Source organism: Faecalibacterium sp. 7 (genome assembly GCF_049562865.1).
In the GTDB taxonomy this organism is placed as follows: Bacteria; Bacillota; Clostridia; order Oscillospirales; family Ruminococcaceae; genus Faecalibacterium; species Faecalibacterium wellingii.
On record NZ_CP186911.1, the window covers coordinates 979,051 to 1,000,002 of the forward strand.

14 protein-coding genes and 1 pseudogene are annotated in these 20,952 nt (G+C 57.9%); 6 read left to right on the top strand and 9 right to left on the bottom strand.

Annotated features, from left to right (window positions below):
* Positions 1-9: 9 nt before the first annotated feature.
* The 7 genes from ACKXF7_RS04855 to ACKXF7_RS04885 all read right to left on the bottom strand — a co-directional run bounded on the left by ACKXF7_RS04855 (position 10) and on the right by ACKXF7_RS04885 (position 7,862).
* Positions 10-663 (bottom strand): hypothetical protein, encoded by a 654-nt coding sequence (locus tag ACKXF7_RS04855; RefSeq protein ID WP_418265139.1) that lies wholly within the window; start codon positions 661-663, stop codon positions 10-12.
* Between the two features lie 46 nt (positions 664-709).
* A complete protein-coding gene (locus tag ACKXF7_RS04860) occupies positions 710-1,903 on the bottom strand; it encodes a hypothetical protein (RefSeq protein WP_423742298.1) in 1,194 nt (397 codons plus the stop codon).
* 21 nt (positions 1,904-1,924) lie between these two features.
* Entirely contained in the window at positions 1,925-3,304 is a 1,380-nt protein-coding gene (locus tag ACKXF7_RS04865; protein ID WP_423742299.1) for a type IV secretory system conjugative DNA transfer family protein, read from the bottom strand.
* 22 nt (positions 3,305-3,326) lie between these two features.
* Positions 3,327-4,025 carry a GH-E family nuclease gene (locus ACKXF7_RS04870; RefSeq protein WP_348584755.1) on the bottom strand — a complete coding sequence of 233 codons (699 nt, stop codon included), beginning with the start codon at positions 4,023-4,025 and terminating at the stop codon, positions 3,327-3,329.
* Between the two features lie 531 nt (positions 4,026-4,556).
* A complete protein-coding gene (locus ACKXF7_RS04875; RefSeq protein ID WP_418265136.1) occupies positions 4,557-4,742 on the bottom strand; it encodes a hypothetical protein in 186 nt (61 codons plus the stop codon).
* Positions 4,743-4,774: 32 nt separating this feature from the next.
* Positions 4,775-5,371 carry a hypothetical protein gene (locus ACKXF7_RS04880; RefSeq protein WP_423742300.1) on the bottom strand — a complete coding sequence of 199 codons (597 nt, stop codon included), beginning with the start codon at positions 5,369-5,371 and terminating at the stop codon, positions 4,775-4,777.
* 118 nt (positions 5,372-5,489) lie between these two features.
* A complete protein-coding gene (locus ACKXF7_RS04885) occupies positions 5,490-7,862 on the bottom strand; it encodes a hypothetical protein (protein WP_423742301.1) in 2,373 nt (790 codons plus the stop codon).
* Positions 7,863-8,130: 268 nt separating this feature from the next.
* Here ACKXF7_RS04885 and ACKXF7_RS04890 point away from each other — a divergent pair, with 268 nt between their 5' ends.
* Entirely contained in the window at positions 8,131-9,222 is a 1,092-nt protein-coding gene (locus ACKXF7_RS04890; protein WP_423742302.1) for a hypothetical protein, read from the top strand.
* A 79-nt stretch (positions 9,223-9,301) separates the two neighbouring features.
* On the opposite strand, the gene ACKXF7_RS04895 is transcribed toward ACKXF7_RS04890, so the two are convergent.
* The gene (locus tag ACKXF7_RS04895) at positions 9,302-10,207 is read right to left on the bottom strand and encodes a hypothetical protein (RefSeq protein ID WP_423742303.1); all 906 of its coding nucleotides are present in this window, start codon (positions 10,205-10,207) and stop codon (positions 9,302-9,304) included.
* Positions 10,208-10,221: 14 nt separating this feature from the next.
* Complete coding sequence (locus ACKXF7_RS04900) at positions 10,222-10,635, bottom strand: hypothetical protein (RefSeq protein WP_417947231.1); 414 nt, start codon at positions 10,633-10,635, stop codon at positions 10,222-10,224.
* A gap of 196 nt (positions 10,636-10,831) precedes the next feature.
* On the opposite strand from ACKXF7_RS04900, the gene ACKXF7_RS04905 reads away from it, so the two are divergent.
* The 5 genes and pseudogenes from ACKXF7_RS04905 (at position 10,832) to ACKXF7_RS04925 (ending at position 20,930) form a co-directional block, all read left to right on the top strand.
* On the top strand, positions 10,832-14,050 hold the full coding sequence (locus ACKXF7_RS04905) for a protein kinase domain-containing protein (RefSeq protein WP_423742304.1): 3,219 nt from the start codon (positions 10,832-10,834) through the stop codon (positions 14,048-14,050).
* An 820-nt stretch (positions 14,051-14,870) separates the two neighbouring features.
* Entirely contained in the window at positions 14,871-15,737 is an 867-nt protein-coding gene (licT, locus tag ACKXF7_RS04910) for a BglG family transcription antiterminator LicT (protein WP_423742305.1), read from the top strand.
* Positions 15,734-17,587, top strand: a complete 1,854-nt coding sequence (locus ACKXF7_RS04915; protein WP_348584763.1) for a glucose PTS transporter subunit IIA — start codon at positions 15,734-15,736, stop codon at positions 17,585-17,587. Before licT ends, ACKXF7_RS04915 begins: the two co-directional genes overlap by 4 nt.
* Before the next feature lie 5 nt (positions 17,588-17,592).
* Positions 17,593-19,073, top strand: a pseudogene (locus ACKXF7_RS04920) (family 1 glycosylhydrolase).
* Positions 19,074-19,412: 339 nt separating this feature from the next.
* A complete protein-coding gene (locus ACKXF7_RS04925; RefSeq protein WP_423742306.1) occupies positions 19,413-20,930 on the top strand; it encodes a sodium/proline symporter in 1,518 nt (505 codons plus the stop codon).
* Positions 20,931-20,952 lie beyond the last annotated feature (22 nt).

Below are 20,952 nucleotides of genomic sequence, written 5' to 3' on the forward strand. Positions count from 1 at the left end.
AAGTGTGGGTCAGCGGCGAACGCTGTGCAGGATGATCCAGATGCCCAGAAGCACGATGGCAGAAGGACCAAGGATATCCAGCAGGCCACCGTTCATTGAGCGGCTGACCGCGCCCCTGACATCCAAAATGTTATACTGAATGGCAAAGGCAGTAACAGCGCCCAGAACAGCACCGGCGGTGTAGGCACCGGGAGAGAGCATCACATGTCCGTGAAAAAAGGCGGGGAGAAGCGGGATGATGAACGCACCCAGCAGCGCGCCGATGAAGATGCACTGCAAAAAAGCACGGATCGCTGCCCAGTTGACGAGGATGAACAGAAGGATGATCAAAAGAAGCACCACGGGCACCAGCCGCACCAGAAGGGGAGCGGCACGGTGGAGCATCCGACGCAGCGGGACACTGCGGCTGGGTGCTGCTTCAGGGGGTGCCGGGGCGGGAGCCGTGCGCTCTTCGCTGGCTGTGAAGTGGAGACCGCCTGTGGACGGAGCCGCTGCTTCAGGGGGTGCCGGGGAAGGCTCTGGATAAACCACCCGGCGGCGGGCAGGTGCGGGGTGTTCCTGCCCAAGATCGTGCGTGACATCCTCGATCAGGAATAACGCGCAGTCTGGGCACATCGCTGCGGTATCGGGAAAGGTGCGATGGCATTTGACACACTTTTTCATGATTTGATGAAAACTCCCATGGATTTGTTGTGATGCTATTAAACAACTACGCTTCAAAAAATAATAGGGAAATAAATTTTGAACCTTTTTCGGATAATATAAGTGCGCTGCCGTCGTGGATATTTGCGGTCAGAAGCCGGTCGGGAGGAATGGGCGGCTCCTGCACTCCGGCAAACGTAAAGGCCGCATGGTGCCCCAAGCCGACGGTGACATGATGTACGATACCGTTGGTGATGAACATCTTGAAGATATCGTTGGCGTCCAGAGCACTGACACCAAGGCAGCACAGTGTGGGGTGAAGGATGATGCAGTTTGCAAGACCCAGACCCTGGAAGGTGCTGCCGATGAAAAGCATCTGCCCCGGCGCAGTTTGTAAAAGGGAAGAGGATTCCAGCGTTTTGCAGGAAACGTCGTAATCGATCAGGCAGAAGTCGCGGCGGCACTTCTGAAAAACTTCCATCTCGCCCAGCAGAGCGGCGGTGAGCATCTCCTGCCCGGCAGGGGGAGAGCACAGAACGCAGAGTTTGCCGTCGGCCAGACAGGAGTAAAGAGAACGGCGGCGCACGCCGGGCGGTCCCAGAACGGCGCACTGGCTGCGGAATGCTTTCCAGAAGCCGTCAACGCCGGTGCTCCAGCTGAGATTCAGGGAATGCTCTGCCTGCTGAACAGCGTCGGGCGGCAGAGTGCTCAGGAATTCGGCGGCATTTTTGCCAAAGCTCTGCATCATGATGTCCAGATTGGAAAAGGTGAACATCTCCGGGGGCCAGTGCTCGTGCAGAAGCTGGAGCATGGTCCGCAGGAAGGAAAGGATCTCACCGGGAGATGCCTGCGCTTTCTGCACATAAATGTGCACCGGGCCCGAAAGGATGCGCATGGCATCCTCAACATCCACATTGCGGTCAAAAGGCAGGTAGGAGATATCCTGCCCCAGCCGCACGACCTTGTCGGGATACTGCTCGCGCAGCTGCCGAACGGCGGCGTCCGGCCCCTCTGACGGCAGAGTGCCGGAGTAAAGGCACAGCGTAGGGAGGCTCTTACGGGCGGCACGCTGCAGCCGGGAAGAAAAGGCGTGAAGCTTGATCTGTTTTGCATTGGAAAATTCGCCGCTGTCCACACCGCCGCAGAGGATGCAGCGGCCCTTTTCCGGCAGGGAACCGAACAAGCTGTTGGAAATGTGATTGACATGCTGATCATGCCGGCGCAACCCGGCAGCGAGGAGCATATCTGCAAAAATACCCATAAACTTCCTCCTGTTGAAGGTCTAACCGATGCAGTTTTTGGTGAAGCGGCAGCGGAAGGGCTGAGAAGAATCGGCCAGCTGAACAAAGCATTCGCCCTGCTGCAGGCCGGTAAAATCCCAAGACTCGATGCAGCGGCGGGGCGCAGGCGCGGTGTAGTCGATGCGGCCGTCGGCGCGCACAAAGCGCTGCTGTACCAGAGCGCTGCGCGTTCTGCCCTGCAAAAAGGTCTGGCTCGGTTCATCACAGTTGAAAACGAACAGATTTTGGAAAGCGCCCAGAATGGTCTGTGCTTCCCGATCGCCGTAAACGCTGTAAAGCTGGCTGACGGTCTGTAGGCCGGCCACGATGCAGCAGTTGGCCTGACGCATCAGGGTCATGGCAGGTTCCAGATACAGCAGCTTGGGCAGGCGTGCAAGTTCGTCAAGAAAGAAGTAGGTGCGGCCGCGGCCGTGATGGAAGCGGCCGCGATTGGCGATAAGGCTGTCCACGAAAAAACGAAAAGCGTAGGTCTGGCTGCGGGAGTAGTCGGGGTGGTAGTTCAGGAACAGCACTGTGGGGCCGGGACGATGTGCCACCGACTCGGCAGAGATGGAACGTTCGGGATGCGCTGCCAGCGCAAACGAACCCACAAAGACACGCTGGACCATGCGGGAGATCTCGCTCAGAACACCGTAGCCTTCGCGGCGGGCATCCGGGTCGGCCGGAAGATACATGCGCGCGCTGTAAAAATCCGGGTCGGAATTCAGAACTTTCAGAAATTCCTCATAGGTGTGGTCAAGCGCTTGGTCGGTGGTATCATCGGAAGGGGCAGCACCGCCGATCAGACGCAGAAAATTGGCGTTGTTCAGCTCGCTGTCAGCCGTGTCAGACTGCAGCAGGCACAAAAGCAGGCATTCGGTAACGGCCTGCGCACCGTCCACAAAAAAGCGGTTCTGGCCCGCGTCGCGTGCGCTTTCCTCGTAGAGATAGCTGCACAGTTCGCGAACGCGCATCTTCAGCAGAAGGCTGTTGTTTTTATAAGGGAGAAGCTCGTCGAAGATGTTCCAGACGTAACGGCTGCTGAGAGAATCCAGCACCAGATCTCCCTCTTCATAGAAGGCACGCTGGTAGTCGCCCTTGATGTCGAAGAAAACGGCCAGATCATCCGGGCCCATATGGTTCAGCACCTGATCTGCCAGCAGGAAGATGGTGTTGGTCTTGCCGCAGCGGGGTTGCCCCAGAAAGAGCGTACCGGTGGTGAGGGAGTTTTCCGGCAGGTGCAGGGAGATATACTGGTCATGGAAGTAACCCGGGAGCAGATAATCACGAGACTGCGCAGGAGAATCGCTCGGGTGCAGATAGCGGGCAGGAATGTCGTTCAGCACGGCAACGCTGCCGGAGAGTACACGTAAATTTTCCATAAAAGCTCCTTGAAAAATGTGATTAGCGTCCGTGACCGCCAGACTTGCTGCAATGTCCAACACCGCTGCTGTGGCCGCCGGACTTGCTGCCGCCGACGGCGTGACCGCTGCAACCCGCCTGATGGGATGCGGCAATGGAACCGAGAGAAAGAGAACTGCCCGAGCTTTTGCTGTGGGCGGCAGCTGCACTTTTGTGAGAAGCCGCGATGTCGGACAGGCTGCGGGAACCTTGGGCGCTGCGGTGCGCGGGATGACCGGTGGAGTAACCGATGATGGCGTGTTTGCCGTCGGTATGCTGCACGGTGCTCTTGTAATGCGGCTTGTTGCCGTACTTTGCCTTGAGACGGGCTTCCACTACCGCTTCCCGCTGGGCAGAGCGCTGCTTGTTGTAGAACTGCCGGATGGTTTTAAAAGCTGCATGGACCTGCTCGGAGTAATTGGGACATTCAAATTTGTGAGAGCGGTTGTTGCGGCGGGTTTCCAGACGGTACAGCTTGGGGTCATTCATCATCTTGCTGTAGTCTGCCTGAGACATGTTGACTCGTTCGGCTGCTTTGCGCATGACCCGTTCTTCGAACTGGTAGTTATGGCCGACATCGATCTGCCCCTTCACAAGGGGCTCCCATGTATTGGGGTCAACGGGCTGACCTTTGGTGTTGTGTGGAACGATGATGCTGTCTTTGGTGGTCTGGCTCGGGGACACCCGGCGAAGTCTTGTCATGAAATTCACCTCTTTCTGAAAGATGGAAGATTTTGAGATTTTCCCGGAACGCTGCGGTCGGAAACGCTTCGAAAATGATTCCTACTCTATACAAGCATAGATGGCTGCGGCCGACTACGGGAATAAATTTTAATGATGCCAAAAGTTTATTGTGATGAAAAATATACAAATACGATAAATGACGCAAAAAATAAGCACCCTGAACCCGATAGAACAAATGTTGTTCTGGGTTCAAGGTGCTTTTGCGTACAGGGAGAAAATGCTACATCGCAATTCTGCAGCACAAAATCGCCACTGCATAAAAATAACATTTAAACGCTGAAAATTTATTCCGTCTGACAGGCCGCAAAAGAAAATGTATAATACAGCCATACTCCCCGAGGGGAGAAAATGCAAAGAAAGGAGGCGCATTGCCGTATGACGCGCATGATCGCATCGAACCGAATAGGCAGTCCCAGCCACGGTCCCCCTTGAAGGTTCAGCCGTGTGATGAATTGAACTCGTTTGTACATATTTTGCCTGCCCTCCTTTTCATAGATAGAAACCGTTTCCATAATAGATGATAAAATTCCCTTCAATTGCTTTGGTTTTCATACATGACTTTTCCTCCTTGAAATAATAAATATAAAGTTCGACAGCCGCTGCGGCATCCAAGGGAAGTGCCGCAGCGGTTTTTGCTGTCCAGACAGCCCATATAGAAAAAAGGACCCCTTCCATCCGGGAAGGAGCCCTTCTTTGCGCGGGGCAGTTCAGAGACTGCCGAGCAGACCGCTGGCTTCCAGATCAACGAGGAAGGACGAATCGGTCTCATAATAGGTCTCGTAAAAGGCTGTCACGGTCCGGGCCTGATCGGCGCGGAGCACATGGATGCCGTACAGGCTGGGGATCAGCAGCAGAAGCGAGGTGATGAGCACGAAGATCCGCACGGCGGCCCGGCGGTTCCTGCGGCGAAGCATATCGTATTCGACGCCGCGTTTGCCCGCATCCCAAGCGTCCATATTGCGGCGGTAGCACTCATACCACAGCAGCCACAGAACGACACCGCACAAAAGAAGCACGGCGACCCCGACGAGGGGAAGGCGGTAGAGAAACTCACCTCCAAAGATGATCTCGGCGGGCAGCAGGTTCAGCGCGGTGCTTATCATACCGCCCTTGCGCCGACAGGCGTCATAGAAAATCGGGAGAAGCCACACGGCCAGCATCATGGCCATATAGAGCCATGCAGTCACGAGGGGAGACAGTGTCCCGCCGTACAGCGCGGGCTGTTCCTGGAACAAAAACCACTCCACGAGAAACGAAAACACCGCGGAGACGACCTCCGGCAGGACATGCAGAAAAAAATACATAAAAAACTCCCTTCCTTTTTGTGTGACCTTCGACCGCCGCAGAGCCAGAATTTTGGCCCGATCCTGCGGCGATTTGAGTGTAACACAGGGAAAAGAAGGGAATCTAAGGAATAAGTTTTCAGCTTTTCGGGGCGGCGCGGGAGCCTTTGGCCGAACCTTTTTTCTTGTCGGCGGGTTTCAGCCTTTTCTGGCGGTGAACGCCCATCATAAGGCCCAGTGTCCGGCGGGACTGCGGCACCGCCGTGGCCAGCGCACCGGCCAGCACATAGAACCGGTCGGTATAGGCGGGGCAGTAGATGTGGTGCCAGTTGGTCCCACTGGCATCGGACAGACTGTCCAGCAGGAAATTGTAGAGGCGGCAGAAGATAGCGGTCTGGTCCGACGTGACCTTACCGGCCTTCGGCTCTTCCAGAAGGCACTCAAGCTCCACATAAACGCTGGCGGACAGGGCGTCTTCCAGAAAGCTGCCGGTGGTGCGGCCCGGGCCGCCCAGCTTGTCCTCGGCGTTATCGCGCATGGCATCGAGCCAGACATGCTCCGCAGTGAACTCTGCGGGAGCCTTGCCGCGGTCTGCCGCAGAGCAGTCATAGATGGCAAGGATGAGGAAAAAGAACAGCTGCAGGATATCATCGCGGGAAAGCAGGTTGCTGCCCAGAGCAATGTTCTCCTGCCAGCCGTCGAGCTTCTGCTCATCGGTCGGTCTCTTTCTGGAAGTATGATCCTCGGCATTCGGATAATACCGCTCCAGTGTACGCGAGATCTTGGAACAGAGGTTCGGCAGGCTCATTTCCAGATGGTCCTGAACGCGTTTGTAGCTGATATCTTCGCGGTCCGCCGAATAGATCGCCCGATAGGGAGCGTAGCTGGAAGGGGAAGTGAACACGGACTGGAGGGCGCTGCGCTGGCTCGGGTCCAGGATGCCGCAGGCCGTGCGGTCGCGGAAATTTTTGGGATCGGAGGAAACTTTGATCAGTTCCTGCCCCAGTTTATGGAGATATTCGGCCCAGCCGGATGCGTCTGTGGCTGTGTCCGGTCCGGCGGTGATATGGGCGGAAAGCGCATTCCGGCAGTGGAGACGACCGGCGATGTTCCAGACCGCAGCGCTGGTCCTCCGGGCACTTTCCGGATAGGCCGGGGCGGGAGCAAAGGAGGGGGCGAGCTCTTTTGCGCAGAGCAGAAAATCGTTCAGGAGCTGCAGCGCCGACTTGGCTTCCTCCACATCCCACAGAGTGGCGCGCAGCAGCCACCGGCCCATCAGGAGGGCGGTGTCCTGCGGCGTGAGCCTGTCGGGAGAGGATGCCTGAAAAGAGTCTGTGTCCAGTTTGTTCTGGAACGCTTCCTTCAGTGGTTCCAGGTGGTCCATGGATGCCTTGCTCAGGACATCCACAAAATCCTCTGCGGAGAGCAGCTTTGGCGCGGCACCCTTTTCGCAGGGGAGCATCAGTTCGTCCTGCCGCTCCGGGACCGCAGCCTGAACGACCGCGTTCCAGCAGCCGTACAGCACCAGCAGATAACCGACCAGGATGCTCAGCTCCCTCTGGACAGTGTGGGAATAAGGGTAGCCCATGCGGAGCGCAAGGCAGCTCTGGCCCTGAGGCAGGGGGACCCGGTCAATCTTCATCTCCACAAGGTCCCGGCGGTGGGCGACAAGATATGCCAGCAGGTCCCGCCGGAGCGCGGGGATATCGACAGTGGGGTCCTGGGTGCGGTGCATATTGTCACAAAGCTTTCGGATATCGCTGCCCAGAAGAAGGGTGCCGCCCTTGTTTTTGTCCCCGGAGGAGGGCGGCGTGGTTTTGCCTGTATCAGCGTCGGCCTTTTTGCACTCATCCAGATAGCTCTGCAGAAGGTCAGTCACGTCATGCCAGTGGAAAGAATCTGCATGGTCCTGACCCTTGTCGAACAGCTTGAAGGTATAGCAGACGATATCCAGCGGGTCGCGCAGACTGAAACCTTCCTGACGGGTGAGGAGAAAATAGCGCTGCATCTCTTCCAGCGTCATTTTCAGCAGGAACGCGACATGGTAGGCCTCCTGGCGGTTGCCCATGCGGCGGTAAGAGATGGACCGTTTGAGGACGGACCTCCAGGCAGTGCCGGGGGCGTCGCAGCCAAGTTCTTCCCGGCACAGGAGCTTCAGATTCGCGGCGGCGGTCCGGATGATGTCTTCCGACCAGGGCTTCAGGTCTTTCGGCGCGCAGTGGACAAGATCGCTGGTCTGTGCCGTGGTGCCGTCGTTTTTGCGGAGAAGCTCCGGGTAGTGCGTCTGGATGCAGCGGCACAGGAAGATGCCCGGCGTCATGTTCTGGCCGGAGTAGGTCAGATGCTCATTGAGCTGTGATGCAGCATGGATGACCAGGTCCCAATGGATGTTGGAAAGGCCGTCGATGGGCCGCCGTGCGTTCCAGGCTTCGTTGCCCTTGCTGATTTCTTCGTCGATCCAGTCCTTTGTTTCCCGCGCCAGCAGTTCTGAAAATGTAGAGCTTCCGGTCATGAGACCACTTCCTTCCTTCGGTTCAGAGAGTGTGCGGCCCCGGCGCAAAAAATTTATTCCATGGAAGAAAGGCTTCCCGGAAAGTAAAATAGACGCAGAAGTGCCGGGTCCGGAGTTCCATTATAAACGACCTGGAATGGAAAGTCCATTCGTCAGACCGCACAAATCTCAGGGAAAAACTTTGGCAGAGAGCCGTTTTTCGCTCTGATCTGTGCAGAGGCCCGCAGGCCCCCGGGACCGGATGGCCCGAACACAGGAGGTTTGAGAGATGATAGGATCAAAAGAAGCCCAACGTGAGCCGCTGCCGGACGGAACGACCGTGATCTTCCTGAATAATAAGGAGATCGTGATCCGGTCACCCCTTGCAGAAAACAGGAACGCCCTGTTCTACGAAGCATTCGACCGGAATACCGGCCGGGTCATCGTGATGAAGGAGTTCTTCCCGGGCCATTGGGTGCGGCATGACAGTGCGCCTGTGCTGAATGGCTGGGAGCAGTACTCCACAGAGGAGGTGAGGCGGGGCCGGTTCTATATCTGGCTGCGCCATCAGGCAGAGCGGGAACAGCAGATAAATTGGAAGCTTTGCTGCAGTGTCCGGTGCGTCATACCGGAAAAAAAGCCCCTGTATGTCGGCACGCTCCGCCTGCCGGACGGCACGGAATGGCAGAGACCGCTCGGTGTCTTTCTGGAAATGGACGGCATGACCGCAGAGCCGGGCTTCCCGCTGCGGGCGCTGATGCAGGAGTGTACCTGGCCCCGCAGCCCGGAGCATCCCTTCGGGAATCTGCGCAGGCAGGAGGGAAGCCCCGGCTCCGGAAGGAGCTGTGCGGTACCGGCGGCCGCTGTCACCATGCGGGTCTTCCGGGACATCCTGCTTGCCCTGCGCCAGCTGCACGATGCGGGATGGGTCATGGGAAAGCTGGACATCGGGGATGTTTTCGTGAAAGGGAACCTTGCGGGGGGGAGCATCCGTGGAGTGTCCTTTGTGGATGTCAGCTCTGCCCGGAAGACAGGGGAGAGCGCGGCTCCCTGCGGTCCAGGGCCGGGATTCTATGTCCCGGATCCGTTCCCGGGGCCCGCAGACGAAAAGACGGATGTCCTTCTGGCAGGATGGCTGCTGCTGAGCATGCTGTATCCTATCGCCGCCCAGAATATCCGGCTGGGCCGTCCGCTGGACTTTCTGGGAGAGATACAGACCCTGACCGAGGGCGAGAGCGTCCCGAGCGGTCTCCCGCGGGAGATGCGAGCAGAGGTGAACCGCCTGCTGCTACGGGCGACAGCACCGGACCCGGAGCAGCGCATTTCGATGGATGAGATGCTGGCAACGGCAGAGGACTGGTGCCGACGGCTGAAACGATAAAAAATAAAGCAGGATACAGAAAAGGCCGGGAGCTGTTTTGAAACAGCTCCCGGGCCTTTTGATATGTTGTGTTTAACGCTTAGTCATGAACGACGCCGTAGACCTCGCGCTGACGGGCTTCCAGCGCTTCGTAGACCGAAGCGGGGAAGTGATGGCCCAGCCCGCCGTCATGGGTGGCGTTGCCGTCGCCGGGGCCGTGGAAGTCGGAACCCGCCGAGGGCAGCAGGTCGTACTGCGCCGCCAGTGCGGCCAGATGACAGCGCTGCTCGTCGGTGTAGCGGCCATAGTAGACCTCCATGCCGCTGCAGGGGCCTGCCAGCGCTTTGAAGGTGCGCAGCAGGCGGTGCTGTTCGGCATCGTCCAGCGGGTAGAAGAACAGGTGCGCCAGAATGGCGATGCCCTGTGCCTTCTGCAGGGCAGAGAGAACGTTCTCGATGGGTGCATAGTCCAGCTCCGACTCGACATAGGCCAGACGCTGGCCGAAGCTGCCGATGTATATGTCGAACGCTTCATCCACCGTCTTGACATAGCCGTGGGCCACAAGGCTGCGGGCAATGTGCATTCGGCCAAGATGCTGTGGGCCGTTGCAGAAGGCCATGAGGTCTTCGTAGGTGCCGATGCCGACGCCCAGCGCGTCGAGCTTGTTCAGGATCTTGGTAACGTAGCTGCGGCGGTCGGGCTGGTTGCGGCGAAGCACAGCCTGAAGCTCCGGGCAGTCGGGGTCAAAGTTCAGGCCCACGATGTGGATCTCCACGCGGCGCTGGTCGGCGGTGCGATAAAAGCAGCTGAACTCGCAGCCGCGCAGAATGCGCAGCATGGGGAACTGCAGGCGAAGGTCGCTCAGCTCGGCGGGGGAATAACTGTAGTTGTGGTCGGTATACGCCAGATACCGGATGCCGCTTTGAAGAGCCATCAAGCCCAGATGCGCGGGCGTATACTCGCCGTCGGAATGGATGGTGTGAGTGTGCAGATCAGCGTGATACATAGAAATATCCCTCCTTACCAGGTTCTGCGGAGGCCCGCAGCCGTCGTCAGCGAAACACCGATATACCCAAGCTCCGGCCAGTCGGGTTCATCGTAGTTGTAGACCCACGCGAGTGGCTGCCCGGACTTGAGGTCCTTACGGTCCGTTTCCCACTCATCCGGGCGGTCGCTGACGAACAGATAGCTCTCGAGCTCACCGATATTCGTAAAGCTGTGGATCACATGATAAACGACCGCGTTATATTTTTCCTCGAATTTTCTGACGCGCTCAAGCTGCTCTCCTTCGAGCTGGCTGCAGGTGCCCAGCGGAGGAGCGCTCTCGGAAACGATGCCCTCCTGCTCAAAGCACTTGATAATGGGCGGGTAGATGCCCCACAGCTTCATGCGCTCAACGGCCTCAGCCTTTTTTGCTTCGATACTTGCGTTCATAGAGTTCTCCTTTCTCATGTCCGGAAAAAAGCCGCCGGAAGTGCGGCTTTCTGCTTCAAAGCATAGCAGAGCGGCCCGGCAGCTTCTACGGGAATAAATATTTGGCGCAGGGCAGAAAGGGCGCGGCACCGCCTTGGAATATTTTGGAGGATACGCTATAATAAAGCCAGAATATCCAAACGGAGGAGGGCTTTTCATGTGGGACCAGCAAGAGACGCGCCGTGAGCCGCTGCCCGATGGAACAGTGCTGTGCACAGAGAACGGACGGTTCACGATCCAAAAGTACATCACGTCGGGCGGCTTTGCGCTGCTCTATCAGGCGCAGGAAGAAGGGCAGATGTATCCGGTCATCCTCAAGGAGCATTTCCCACGGCAGGGTTATGTCCGGGTGGGCGGGGCTGTTCTGCCGGAGGAAGCCGCAGCCTTGCCGGAGAATGATCCGGAGCGTAAAAAAAGAATTGAAAAGATGCAGACGCTTTTTGACGAGCGGGCCAATCGCGAGATCCGCGTCGGGCAGCAGAGCCGCCAGCGCACCCGGCTCACGGTGCCGGTGGACCGAAAGCTTTCGGTACGGTCGATCCAGCTGCCGGGAAAAGACCCCTGCACGCCGCCGTACAGCTGCATTCTGGAAATGGAGTGCCTTACCGAACGGCAGGGCTTCTGGCTGAAAGATCTGTTGGAAGAAGCCGCCCAGCCCTGCAGTTCGGATCATCCTTTCGGCAACAGACGGCCGGGCTGCAGAAATTCTGTGCCGCAGTTCGCAAAGACGGTGGATCTGTTCTGCGCCCTGCTGGCGAACCTGAAACGCATCCACAGCGATGAGGATGGCAGCGGCTGCATCCATGGCGACATCAGCGCAGGCAATCTCTTTGTGGACGGCAGCCTGTCCGACGGCACGATCTTGGCCGTGTCCCTGCTGGACTTCGGCAGCGGCTGGGACGAAGAGACCGGGCCGGAGAGCGAGGTGTTCAGCACACCGGGCTTCCGTGCACCGGAACTGCAAAACGGCGGGACACCGACCCCGGCGTCCGACGTTTACGCGGTGGGGCGGCTGTTCTATGCCCTGCTGGACCCTACAGCGGCGAACAATCTGCGGCTGGAGCGGGACCTGAGCTTCCTGGAAAGGGATGTGACGCTGACCGCAAGCCAAGCAAGACCTTCCGGGCTGGAAGGTTCCCTGCTGGCTCAGGTGAACGCGCTGCTGACCGCTGCCGCAAAGGAAGCCCCCGAAGAACGCATCACGCTGGAAGAGATGGCGCGGCAGATGGATGAGTGGCGCCGCCGCCTGACGCCGCCGGTATGGAGCCTTGCCCAGAATGCAGGCGCGCTGAGCAATGGCGAGGTGAAGGGCCGCGACGAGGACGTAAAGAACCTGCTGAACGAACTGGAAAACGAAAAGCGGAACCCCCATGTGCGGTGGGGCTTTGCGGGCATGGGCAAGACCAAACTGGCCCTCGCCGCCGCCCACGGATGGCAGCAGCGCCACCCGCTGAGCCGGACGTACTTCGTCCGCTTTCCCGGCACGCTGGAGGCGCTGTACACCGACACCTTCGCCCATGCCATGCCGGTGGAGCGCGGCGGGCCCGACCTGATTGGGGACGTGCAAAAGCTGCTGTGCGAGAACCTGTCGGAGCTGGACCTGCTGATCATCGACAACTTTGACCGTGATGAGGCCTCGTCCTGGGCCGAGCTGACCGGCGCCAGCGGCAGTCTGGAGCAGCAGCTCTACCAGCAGCTGTGCGCCCTGCCCTGCCGCCTGCTGCTGACCACGCGGCAGAATCTGGAACATGCGGCGGGCGGGTGCTTCTGTGAGGTCAAGCCGCTGAAAGAGGAGGTGCTGCTGGACATCCTGCGGGACGGCTCCCGGGGGCTGCCGGACTCGGACGACGACACCCTCCGAGATATCCTCCGGCTGGTGGAGCGCCACACCATGACCGTCACCATGGTGGCCGCCCTGATGCAGTTCACCCACATCCCGGCCGGGCAGATCGCCGAGGACCTGAGCAAGGGCCAAACCATCCGGGACAACAGTCTGGAAATGCTCATCCCCAGCGAAAAGGACGGCGAGAGCCGCAGCGGCACCGTGCTGCAGAACCTGACCACCCTGTTCGGGCTGGCGAAGCTGACCCCGCCGATGCGGACCCTGCTGCACCGCGCCATGTTCATCGGGGAGAGCGGGATCTCGCGGGAGCTGTTCCTCAACGCCTGCGGCCTGCGGCCGGACGACAGGGATTTCCACGCGCTGGTGAATCTGCGCTACCTGAACAGCACGGGCAGCGAGAAAGACGAGTACCTTGTCCCCCACACCCTCATCCGCAAGCTGTGCAGCCTGCGGGAGCCGGGGGCTGACGGAGAGGATGACGCCCATTTTCTGGACGGACTGTGGGAGTTTCAGGAGACGCCCGCCGACCGACGCAGCACCGCCGATATTTACTCCGCTGTGCTGGGAAAGTCCGACCCGGACGCCCGGCTCGACACCCCGCAGAAGAAGCTCTGGGCCTACCGCGCCGCGAGCCTGTACTTCCGACTTGCCGATTTCAAGAAGGCTGCGAAGTGGAACAACGCCATGATCATCGCGGAAAAGGCGCAGCCCGCCCTGCACTGGACGCTGCCGCAGCTGTATGAGAACCGGGCACTCATCTTCCGGGACCGGAAGCAGCCGCCGGAGGAGTTCGACGCCGCCATAAAAGCGATGGAATGCCTGAATGAGCTGGGCCCTTTGGAGCAAAACCCCAGTGCCGCAGCCTCAATTTATGAGACGCTTGGCCGGGCATACGGCGATGCTGGAGAGCTCCTGCTGCGGGGGCTGAGCCCCGAGGACCGGGAGGCCCTGCTGGAGCTGACCTGCCATGCCGACGCGCTTGCCTTTGGCGAGGACAGCGTGTGGGCAGGCCGGACGGATAAACGTGACTATGACGACCGCCAGCGTACCTGCTATGAGTACGCCGCAAGGCTGCGTGAAGAGCGGTTCACGTTCCACAGCTCGGACACCTTCCGCACCTACATCAATCTGGCCTACTGCGCCGGTGTGCGGGGCAAAAACGAGCCGGAGCATCTCCGGCAGGAGGCCGCACGGCAGCTGCGCTGGAGCCGGCAGGCCCTCGATATCTCCGAGAGATGCAGCACCGGCGCTTATAGCAACATCGGCCTTGCTTATGGCGCGCTGGGAGACCATGTCCCCGAGAAAGAGGCCTTCGAGACCCTGCTGGAGCGCCGCCGCCACAACTCGCAGCGCGGCGACAGCCGCCTGTACGAGCTGCAGGCCCTGTTGTATCTCATCGAAGCCTGCAAGCATGGCGGAGACAACGAAGAGGCGTCGAAACGATACAAGGAAGTTCAGGCGCTCGCCAAGCAGCTGGGCGTGGAGGAGCTATTTGCCCATAAGCTGGAGGAAGCCGGAGAGGGGCTTCTCTGACCCATAAGGAAACATTTGAACTTGGAGTTGTTCTTGAAAACACCAAAGATGCCGTTGACCTGAATCGAATGGTTCATACTCGGAGAACACTACGTTCAGAAGCAAGATTCTCGAAAGAGGATTTTCTGCACACCAGGACTTCTTTATTTTTCTCTGGTTTACAGGTTTGAAACAACTTTCCCGAAGCGTACAGCCGGAGTAGTCTCATAAACGATGACTCGAAACTTCCAGAAATTGAGACGAACCGGCGGCTTGCTCTCTTAATCAGTGGGCCCAGGGTTCGAGTCCCTGGAGGTACACTCATAAAAGAGCGTTAAATCGTAAGATTTGACGCTCTTTTTCGTTATGCAACCCCGAAAAATCGAGGGAAACTTTGGCAAAAAGAGAGAGGGCCGGACGGTGCCAGCCTACTTGACATGATATGAAGTGCCGGAGATATTGTCGTTAGTTGCATACGATAGAACGGCAATAGCGTTCACTACTTTCTGAAATCAAATTGGCAGAAGATCATGTGGCAACTAACTTTTTACTTAATTGCACAAAAAATATGCGCTGACTATGTGCAAATGAATGAAAACGTCGAAATGATGTTGACTTTTTCAAAAGTTGTGATATCTTGTAAGCGTAGCTACGGACAATTGAATCAGCCGTCTTGATGCGGATTGTTACTGGAAGCAGGCAATACCAAAAGTACGGAACGTGTGTGAACTTTGGCACAGGTTTTGCTATTTTGGGATTGGCTGTATTTTTTTGTCCTTTTTTGCGCAAAAATGCGATAAATCGTAAGAACGCTGCCTTGCAGCAGGCGGAGGAAACACCGTTGAAAATTGCAAAGGTTCTGAACAACAATATCGTCATTGCGGTCAATGAACGCGGCGAAGATGTCATTGCCATGGGCTGCGGAATCGCCTTTGGCAAAAAGCGCGGCGACGTGCTGGACCCCGCTAAGGTGGAGCGGCTCTTCACGAACAGCGTGCCGGAGCTTTCCGGCCGGTTCGAAGAGCTGGCAAAGGCCATCCCGGCGGAGTACATCGAAGCAGCCGAAAAGGTGATTGCCATGGCAAAGATGCAGCTGGGCAAGGGGTTGGCAGATAACCTGTATCTGTCGCTGGCCGACCACATCTATTTTACCATTCAGCGGTGGCACAGTAATATGCTGATCCGAAACCGTCTGCTGCTGGAAACGCGGATGCTCTACCCGGACGAGTTCCGGGCCGGGCAGGATGCAGTCAAATATCTGGACGAGCGGTTCAAGGTCGATCTGCCGGAGGATGAAGCGGCCTTTATTGCTTTGCATTTTGTGAATGCAAGCATGGGCATGCAGATGAATGAGACCGTGCAGATCACCCAGATCGTGCAGGAAGTCAGCAGCGTTATCCGTAACTATTTTCATCTGGAATTCGACCCTGATTCGTTGGATTACTTCCGTATGGTCACTCACATCAAATTTTTTGCGCAGCGTATCGTTGCGGGAACCTCGCTGACCTCGGATGAATCGGACATGCAGCTCTACGAGATGGTGCGCCAGAAATACGAACAGTCTTTTGCCTGCGTGCAGAGGATCGTGAGCTATCTGGAAAAGCAGTACCACACCGCCGTTTCCGGCACCGAGCAGATGTACCTGACCATCCATATAGAGCGTGTGCGCCGCAGCATACAGGAAAAATGTAAGGAGAAACTGTTATGAATGCAGATAAACTTGCCGAACGGATCGTAAAGGAAGTCGGCGGAAAAAACAATATCAAAGAGATGTTCCACTGTGTCACCCGTCTGCGCTTCTACCTGAAAGACCGCAGTGTGGTGGATGAAGAGCGCATCAAGAAGCTGGACGGTGTACTGGGCGTGCAGTTCGCCACCGATCAGTTACAGATCATCATCGGCAACGAGGTGGGCACTGTCTACAATGCCATCATCAACAAAGTGGGCTTTATCATGGACGATGCCACCGCCGAGAAGAAAAAGAAGATGCGCATCGGCGGCATCTTTGAGACCATTTCGGCTATCATCCTGCCGGTGATCCCCGCCATGGCCGGTACCGGCATCCTCAAGGGTATCATCACCATCATGACCAGCTATCTGGGCTTTGATTCGGCATCCACCCTCATCAAGATGATGACAATTGCCGCCGACTGTGTGTTCTACTTCCTGCCGTTCTTCATTGCATGGTCGGCAGCAAAGCGGTTCAAGACGGACACGGCGCTGGCTCTGATGTGCGCAGGCTTTATGCTGTACCCCACCATGACCGCCGGTCTGGCCGAGGGCGCTTCCCCGATGAGCCTGTTCGGCCTGCCCATCCCCTTTGTCAAGTACGCATCCAGCAGCATTCCCATCATCCTGACCGTGCTGGTGCTGAAATACGTGTACCAGTTCTTCGATAAGATCATTCCACAGATGCTCAAGCTGGTCTTTGTGCCCATGTTCACCGCATTGGTCATGTGCCCCATCGCTCTGGGCGTCACCGGCCCCATCGCAAACTACATCAGCAAAGGCATCGCATGGCTGTTCACTGGCATGTTCGCCGTTTCTCCGCTGCTGGCCGGTGCCGTCATCGGCGCTACCCGTTCTCTGCTGGTCTTTACCGGTATGCATCTGTCTCTGGGTGCAGTCTGCCTGCAGAACATTACCCAGTACGGCTATGACTACATCCTGCCTGTGAACACGATGGGTACTCTGGCCATCGTCGGCACCTGCCTGGGCGTCTGGGTCAAGGCAAAGAAAGAAGAAAACAAGTCCGTTGCAATGTCTGCCTTCATCTCCTCCTTCATCGGCATCACCGAGCCTGGTATCTACGGCGTCCTGCTCAAGTACAAGAAGGCTCTGATTGCTGATATCATCGCTGGCGGTGTGGCTGGTGCTTTCGTCGCTGTGGGCGGCGGCCATGCTACCGCATACGTCAACTCCTGCATCCTGTCTCTGCCCGTTTTCGTGGGCGACGGCTTCGCTTTCGTCTGCATCGGCATGGCAATTGCCGCTGCTCTGGGCTTCGGTCTGGTCATGGTCATGGGCATTGATGAGGGTGGCGACGCACCCGAGGCGGTCGCACCTGTCCATGCAGAAGTCCCCGCAGGGGAGTCCATCACGGAGACCGCCGCAGCTCCTGCGGACGGCACTCTGCTGCCCTTGAGTGAGGTGCCCGACAATGTGTTCGCTGCCGGTACTCTGGGCAAGGGCGTGGCTGTGGAGCCCACTGACGGCAAGTTCTACGCACCCTTCAATGGCACCGTCGGCACCGGAACCGGCGGCCACGCAGTGTGCCTTGTGTCTGATGGCGGCGTGGAACTGTTGATCCACATTGGCATCGACACCGTAAACCTTAAGGGCAAGCACTTTGCCATCAAGGTCAAGGAGGGCGACAAGGTGAAGGCTGGTGACCTGCTGGCCGAGGTGGATGTGGCTGCGGTGCGCGCCGAGGGCTACAAGACCACCACCCCGATCATTGTTACCAACAGCGATGATTATCTGGATGTGTTTGCAGCAGCCGAGAGCGGCAGTATCCGCCATGGTGACAAACTGCTGACCGTGATCAAGAAAGGATAAAAGCTATGGAAAACGCACGTTATACTTTCCCGGAAGGCTTTCTCTGGGGCGGCGCAGAAGCCGCTAACCAGTGTGAGGGTGCCTGGAACGAGGGCGGCAAGGGCATGACCGTTCAGGACTGCCTGCCTTACCGCAACGTAGGTGTGGCGGACTATACCAAGCAGTTTGCCTACAGCACTGCTGATCTGGAAGCTGCCCTCAAGGCCGGCCCCGAGGACAACTACCCCAAGCGCCATGGCACCGACTTCTATCACCATTATAAAGAGGATATCGCCCTGATGGCCGAGATGGGCTACAAGGTGTTCCGTACCTCCATCTGCTGGAGCCGCATCTTCACCGACCCCCGGGACGAAAAGCCCAACGAAGAGGGCATTGCCTTCTACGAGGATGTGTTCAAGGAGTGCAAGGCCCACGGCATTGAGCCGCTGGTCACCCTGAGCCACTATGACCCGCCGCTGGCCCTTGTGACCGACTTCAACGGCTGGGCATCCCGCGAGGTGATCGACCTCTTTATCAAGTACGCCCGCGTCTGCTTTGAGCGCTTTGGCAAGTACGTCAAATACTGGCTCACCTTCAACGAAGTGGACGCCATGCTGCGCCACTCCGTTACCAGCGGCGCGCTGATCCGGACCGCTTCCCGGGCCAGAACTTTGACCAGATCGTGTATCAGGCCATGCATCACCAGATGGTGGCCAGCGCTCTGGCCGTCAAGCTGGGCCATGAGCTGTGCCCAGGGGCCATGATCGGCTGCATGATGACCCGCCTGTGCTTCTATGCCTACACCTGCAAGCCGGAGGACAACCTCGCCACCCAGCAGCGGATGCGCGGTATCTACCGCTACGTAGACATTCAGGTGTTCGGCGAGTACCCCCGCTACCTGCTCAAGGAGATCGAGCGCAAGGGCCTGCACATTAAGACGCAGCCCGAGGACGCCAAGATCCTGAAAGAGGGAACTGTGGACTTTGTGAGCTTCAGCTACTACATGACCAGCTGTATGGCGGCCCAGACCGACGGTCTGGAGATGTCCCCCGGCAACACGGTCAACGGTGTGAAGAACCCTTACCTGACCTCCAGCGAGTGGGGCTGGCAGACCGACCCCATCGGCCTGCGTATCTCTCTGGTGGAGCTGTACGACCGCTTCCGCAAACCGCTGTTCATCGTGGAGAACGGTCTGGGTGCCCGCGATACCCTGACCGAGGACGGCAAGGTGCACGACCCCTACCGCATCGAATACCTCAAGGAACACGTCAAGGCCATGAGCGATGCCATCAACATTGACGGCGTAGACCTGATCGGCTACACCTGGTGGGGCTGCATTGACCTGATCTCCGAGTCCACCCGCCAGATGTCCAAGCGTTACGGCTTTGTGTACGTCGATCTGGACGACGAGGGCCGCGGCACCTATAAGCGCTACCGCAAGGACAGCTTCTACTATTATAAAAAGCTCATTGCTGCAAATGGCAATGTGGATGCGGTAAATGAATAATCTGGACACATTGTAGACTAAAATAGAAAGCAAGCAAGTGTATCAGCTTTGGTAGGGATTTTATCAAAGATATGATGCACTTGCTTCTTTTTTCAAAAGGTAATATTCATTGAATACCCAAATCCCTGCCATGAAGCCCCAGAACAACCGACAGAGTAAGCCCAAGCCGGCAGTGTTTCTGATGGATTTTGCATCAGAAATGCTGCTTTTTCTGTTCAAAAACCGGAAAAACAGCAGTTTGTGCCCTTGAATTGCCCGAAAAGCTTGCAGGAATGCAGGTTTTTGTGGTAATATTTAAGATATGTTCCCGTTGAGGGGAAGAAAGAGAGGGGTAATCAAATGATCAATATCTGCATCATTGCCACCATTGTGATCTATCTGGTGGGAATGCTGCTGGTTGGCTTTGTCTACAGCAAGTCCAACGAGGACAGCAGCGATTTCTACCTCGGCGGCCGTACGATGGGCCCGCTGGTCACGGCTATGAGCGCCGAAGCCAGCGATATGTCCAGCTGGCTGCTGATGGGTATGCCGGGCCTTGCATATCTCACCGGCATCGCGTCGCCGGGCTGGACGGCCATCGGCCTTGCTGTGGGCACATGGCTCAACTGGCTCATCGTGGCCCGCCGCCTGCGCCGCTACTCGGCCAATCTGGATGCCATCACGGTGCCGCAGTTCCTTTCCCTGCGGTTCCATGACCAGCGCAACCTGCTCAACGCGCTGGGCGCGGTCATCATCATCGTGTTCTTCATCCCGTACACCGCTTCCGGCTTTGCCGCCTGCGGCAAGCTGTTCAACAGCCTGTTTGGCGTGGATTACATGGCGGCCATGGTCCTGTCCGCCGTGGTCATCGTGGGTTACACCATCATGGGCGGCTTCCGCGCTGTGTCTACCACCGACCTGATCCAGTCCATCGTCATGAGCATGGCGCTGATCGCGGTGCTGGTGTATGGCGTCAATGTGGCAGGCGGCTGGGATGTGGTTCTGGACAACGCCCGCAGCCTGCCCGGCTACCTGACTATGGCTGCAAGCCACAATGCGGCAGACAACACCGCCACCTCCTACAGTCTGCTGGACATCGCGTCCACGCTGGCATGGGGTCTGGGCTACTTCGGCATGCCCCACATCCTGCTGCGCTTCATGGCCATTGAGGACGAAAAGAAGCTGGTGCTCAGCCGCCGCATTGCAAGCGTGTGGGTGGTCATTGCCATGACCGCTTCCATCGTCATCGGCATGGTGGGCTTGGGCATGACCAAGGCGGGCGCACTGGAGTTCCTGAGCGGTTCTTCCAGCGAGACCCTGATCGTGCGGGTGGCCAGCCTGATCGCTCAGCACGGCGTGCTGGCAGCCATTCTGGCAGGTCTGATCCTTGCCGGCATCCTTGCCGCTACCATGTCCACTGCCGACAGCCAGATGTTGGCAGCGGCCTCCAGCGTATCCCAGAACATCCTGCAGGAGTTCGGCCACATGAAGCTGACCGAGAAGCAGAGCCTGTTCGCTGCCCGCCTGACCATCATCTGCATCAGTGTGGTGGGCGTGGTGCTGGCCCGCGACCCCAACTCCAGCGTGTTCGGCATCGTCAGCTTTGCATGGGCCGGCTTCGGCGGCTCCTTTGGCGCGGTGGTGCTGTGCTCCCTGTTCTGGAAGCGCTGCAACTGGCAGGGCGCTCTGGCCGGTATGCTCTCCGGCGGCCTGATGGTCTTTGTATGGAAGTACATCATCAGCCCGCTGGGCGGCGTGTTTGGCATCTACGAGCTGCTGCCTGCCTTCCTGGTGTCTCTGATGGTCTGTGTTGTGGTGAGCCTTGTTACCCCGGCACCCTCGGCAGAGATCGAGGCAGAGTTCGACGCTGCCAAGTAAAAACGATTGGGAATGCCCGCCG